This window comes from Photobacterium halotolerans DSM 18316, assembly GCF_000425165.1.
Classification (GTDB): domain Bacteria; phylum Pseudomonadota; class Gammaproteobacteria; order Enterobacterales; family Vibrionaceae; genus Photobacterium; species Photobacterium halotolerans.
In genome coordinates this window covers 1-3,736 of the sequence record NZ_AULG01000041.1, presented here as the reverse complement: position 1 = coordinate 3,736, position 3,736 = coordinate 1, and the positions used below count along the sequence as shown (strand labels likewise).

Annotated in this window: 6 protein-coding genes; all 6 read right to left on the bottom strand. The window is 52.4% G+C overall.

From position 1 onward, the window contains the following. On the bottom strand, window positions 1-211 hold a 211-nt coding region (locus tag H511_RS0109065; protein WP_027252018.1), incomplete at its 3' end, for a DNA N-6-adenine-methyltransferase. Between the two features lie 46 nt (window positions 212-257). Next, complete coding sequence (locus tag H511_RS0109060) at window positions 258-1,358, bottom strand: hypothetical protein (protein WP_027252017.1); 1,101 nt, start codon at window positions 1,356-1,358, stop codon at window positions 258-260. Further along, window positions 1,351-1,644: a helix-turn-helix domain-containing protein gene (locus H511_RS0109055; protein WP_027252016.1), complete on the bottom strand. Its 294-nt coding sequence runs from the start codon at window positions 1,642-1,644 to the stop codon at window positions 1,351-1,353. Before H511_RS0109055 ends, H511_RS0109060 begins: the two co-directional genes overlap by 8 nt. A gap of 92 nt (window positions 1,645-1,736) precedes the next feature. Next, the gene (locus H511_RS0109050) at window positions 1,737-2,333 is read right to left on the bottom strand and encodes a DUF669 domain-containing protein (RefSeq protein WP_027252015.1); all 597 of its coding nucleotides are present in this window, start codon (window positions 2,331-2,333) and stop codon (window positions 1,737-1,739) included. A 29-nt stretch (window positions 2,334-2,362) separates the two neighbouring features. Then, a complete protein-coding gene (locus H511_RS0109045) occupies window positions 2,363-3,133 on the bottom strand; it encodes an ATP-binding protein (protein WP_051288019.1) in 771 nt (256 codons plus the stop codon). Next, entirely contained in the window at window positions 3,126-3,515 is a 390-nt protein-coding gene (locus H511_RS0109040) for a DUF7173 family protein (protein WP_027252013.1), read from the bottom strand. Before H511_RS0109040 ends, H511_RS0109045 begins: the two co-directional genes overlap by 8 nt. Window positions 3,516-3,736: the final 221 nt, after the last annotated feature.

Below are 3,736 nucleotides of genomic sequence, written 5' to 3'. Positions count from 1 at the left end.
TGCACCAGTTCACCGCGCCCCACAATGTATGCGGGTTAAGCGCGTCTTTTTCTGCAGTCAAATAAGGCACAACCAAATGATTCTGATCGCTGGCGGCAACGTCGCAGGTAAACATGAACTCAGCATTGAGTGAGGCAAAAACCTGGCTGGGCGTTCGCCATGTGTCGCGATCTTTTTCGTCCGTTTTTGTGCCGGTGTATCCTTTAGGCATCCTTGCCCCCTAATGCACCATAACTTATTGATTAAAAGATGATTCGTTACCCCGTCACGACACCGCTTAGCTTCATGCGAATATCGTTGACGTTAGGATCTCGAATTTGCTCGGCAGTGAGGTGGGCCAGTTCGCGCGAACTGAATGCCATGTTGCCTTGCATACCTTCGTGGCAGTTGTAGAACTCAGTACCGTCATCCATGACGTACTTAACCCACATCGGGTTGTCGTTCTGGCCATCAATCTCAACGCAATCTGCAAACGGGATCAGGTCAGGGATATACAGGTGATGAAGCGGGGCAATGTCCTGCTCAGAGACCGGAACAATGCGCTTGGTGTAATCGTCACGCCATGCGCCGTCTTTGCGGTCCTCGCTGTGTAGCGGGTTGGCAAAAATACTGTTTCGGTGGTTGGGTGCCGGTATCTTGTCGCGGTACAGGATGTCGTAGCTGTTGAGAAACTTCGCTTTATAAAAATCCGGCTTGGCAAACGCACGGGGCGGGATGTTGAAGCTCGTGATGATGTTTTCCGCTTTGGCCAGCATTGCTTGTGCGTAGTCACGATTCAGCTTTGTCATGACAGCGGTGAAGTCTCGGCAACCAGGTGTTGAACACGTCAGCCAGTGGGTGTTGATACCCTTTAGCAGCATGTAGATCTGGCCCTGGGCGTAGTAAACTTCATCCCATTCAACCAGGGCATCAAGCCCTTTTTTCTGATCCAGTTCGATCAGCTTTTTGAATTTCTTCTCGTTGACAGCTTTGTGTTCCCAAACGCTGCGCTCGTCTTTGTCGTGATGCCATGGCACGCCGCCGAGGATAATGCCATCCAGCGAACCGGCGAAGTGACCGCCGAACATCGAGACGCGGTGCTGGTCGCCGTTGGCCGTGCCTGTTGACAGCTTCACGCCCGCTTTGCGCAGGTAGTCAGCCATGACATCCTCAGAGCGATGGCCATCGAGAAAGCGCAGGTGTGTCTCTGCATCGAACTCAGCTTTCACGTTCCAGCGCCAGCCGTGCCACAGGTCTGCCCGACACTCATTGCCGATCTGCGACGCGCCCAGGTGAGGGCGGGGCGTTGGCCTGTCTTGTGCGGCCTTAATGGCCTCTTTTGCCCACTGAACCGGCAATTGATGATAGGTATCAGTCATCGCTGGGCACCTCATCCACAAAGCCCAGCTTGAGATCAGGGACCAGATAATAGGGCTGCTTACCCATGGCGCGAGCCAGTGCCAGAATGAAATCAGTATTCAATGGCAATGCGCGTTTATTGGTTTTTGCTGGGTTCAGGTAATTTGACAGCGTTGGCTGCGTGATGCCCAACCGGCGCGAAAATTCAGCCATGTTAATGCGCTGGTCCTCGATGAATACTTTCACCAAGGCGCGCAGGCGGGCGCGTTCTCGCTCAGAGAATTGATATCGGAATTTATGTTTCATTGGCAGGTCCGTTAAAGGTGGGGCCATCCTTGGCCCCGTTCTTCATCCATGATCGTGGAACAGTCGTTCCACAAATACCCGTCACGGTACTGTTATTGGCCCCATGGCATTTGTTGATGGCCAGCCTGTGCCATGCCAGCCTGTGCGCCCACCTGTGCCATGCCTGCTTGTTGCGCCTGGCCTTGCGGCGCTGCGCCTTCCCTTTCTGCCTGCTTGCGCTCGTAATCGTCCATTACGTGCTTAGGCACCGGCAAATAATTACCATCCACAACAAGAGGCGCACCGGCACCCGTCAGATAGCGGTAATTAGGGAACGTCGATTTGTCGTTGTACGTCACGCGAATGACTGCAGTACGACCGACCGGCGCGTCGATCTGCGGTCGTGAATTCGGGTTATGCACGCCTGCCGCCATGAAGAAGCGTTCGATCTCCTGCAGGGCAATCTCAACCACTTTCGGGTTAGTGTGCTGCACCGAGAAATCCAGCCACAGCTTACGGCCCGCGCCTTTCCCTTCGATAATGGTTGCGGTGTAACTGATCTTTCTGCCGCCCTGAAATTCCTTTGGCTCGACAGAATCAACCGACACGCGGACATTACCAATTTCAAGCGGCGCAAAACCGCCGCCCGCGCCCGCTAAGTTTTCTTCTGAAAACTGCACAGGTGCGCCGAATAGCTCATCCAAATACATGTTGTTATCCCTTCCTTGGGTTTGTTCGCTTAGGCCAGTTCTCGGCCCGTTTTGTCCTTGAACTCAGCAGCGAACGCCTCAAAAGTGAAAGGCACATCGTCCGCCAATCCGTAGCGGTTGCCTGCCACCCATGCGGGTTTCTCTACTAGGTTCAGGATTCGCTCACCACTGCCCCCAACCCTGTTCCTTGAGTTGTTAAAGCCCTGGCTTTCCTTGAGCACCATCGTTTTAAAAGTGGCGAACCCGATCACGTCGGCCCACTCCTGCAGCTTCTCCTGTGCGCCTCGGTGCAGTTTCAGCGAGTAGCGGTGATAGCTCTCAGACGATGGATCGTTAAACTGCTTCACCTCATGGTGATTGATGATGATGATCATCATCTGCTTTTCAGTGCGCAGCCGGTCCAGCAGATTGAGGAACGAAACAAACTCATCACAGGCGAACCCGTAACCCTTGCCGTATCCAAAATCTTCAATGTTGTTCTTGCCCTGAGCCTGAGCTATATGGTCATGCAGTAGACTTTCCAGCCAGTCACCAGAGTCAATGACAACGGTCTTGAACGGGTGATCCTCTGTCAGCAATCCATTCGCCGCATTGAGCACTTCCTGGTAGGACCGGCACAACGGGAACGCTTGCACCCCTGAAATGCCGGACAGTCCATCCTCAGTCGGAATGAAAATAGGCGCGGGGGCATTGCTGGCAAACGTGGTTTTACCAATCTTCGATGTCCCGTACAGCACCACGCGGGGCGGCAGTTCGTGACGGTTGGAAGACTGTTTTATGTAGTCGAGAAAGCTACTCATCCGTGGTTGTCTCCAATTTGACAGCGGTCTTTGCTGGTTTGGTGACAATCAGATGTGATAGAGCCATTTGCTGCGAATCATCCAGATTACGCAAAGCACTCACTTTAATTTTCATTTCATGCTTAACGAGGTCGCGGGCGGCATCCGTGCCAACCGCTTTTTCCACGTCCGCATAAGAGACATCGGGCAAAAATGAACGACTCAGTTTACCGGTAGTCGTTACCTTGAAAGCGCCAGACATGGCATTACAAGCGCCTTCCTCTTTCACCCCAACCAACGAGATCAACTCACTTTCCAGCTGAGACTTGCACGTACTCAAATACTTTATTTGCGTGTTGATGTCGTTCAGTTCCGATGCCACTGCATCTATGGTCCGTTCCATAGCTAACACATCCTTGTGCCTACCAAACGAGGTTCAACGATATGACGGACGCAAGGGGTGCGGGGGAGTTTCCACAAAGAAATGATCGTTAGTTGATAGCTATCACGTTATCAATTAGAAATGCGGTATAGTTATTGAAAAATACTGTGAAAATTTCCAGTATTTCCACACTAACAAGAAAAAGCACCGCATCCCTTTGAGGCTCAGGATAGAGCTAGGTC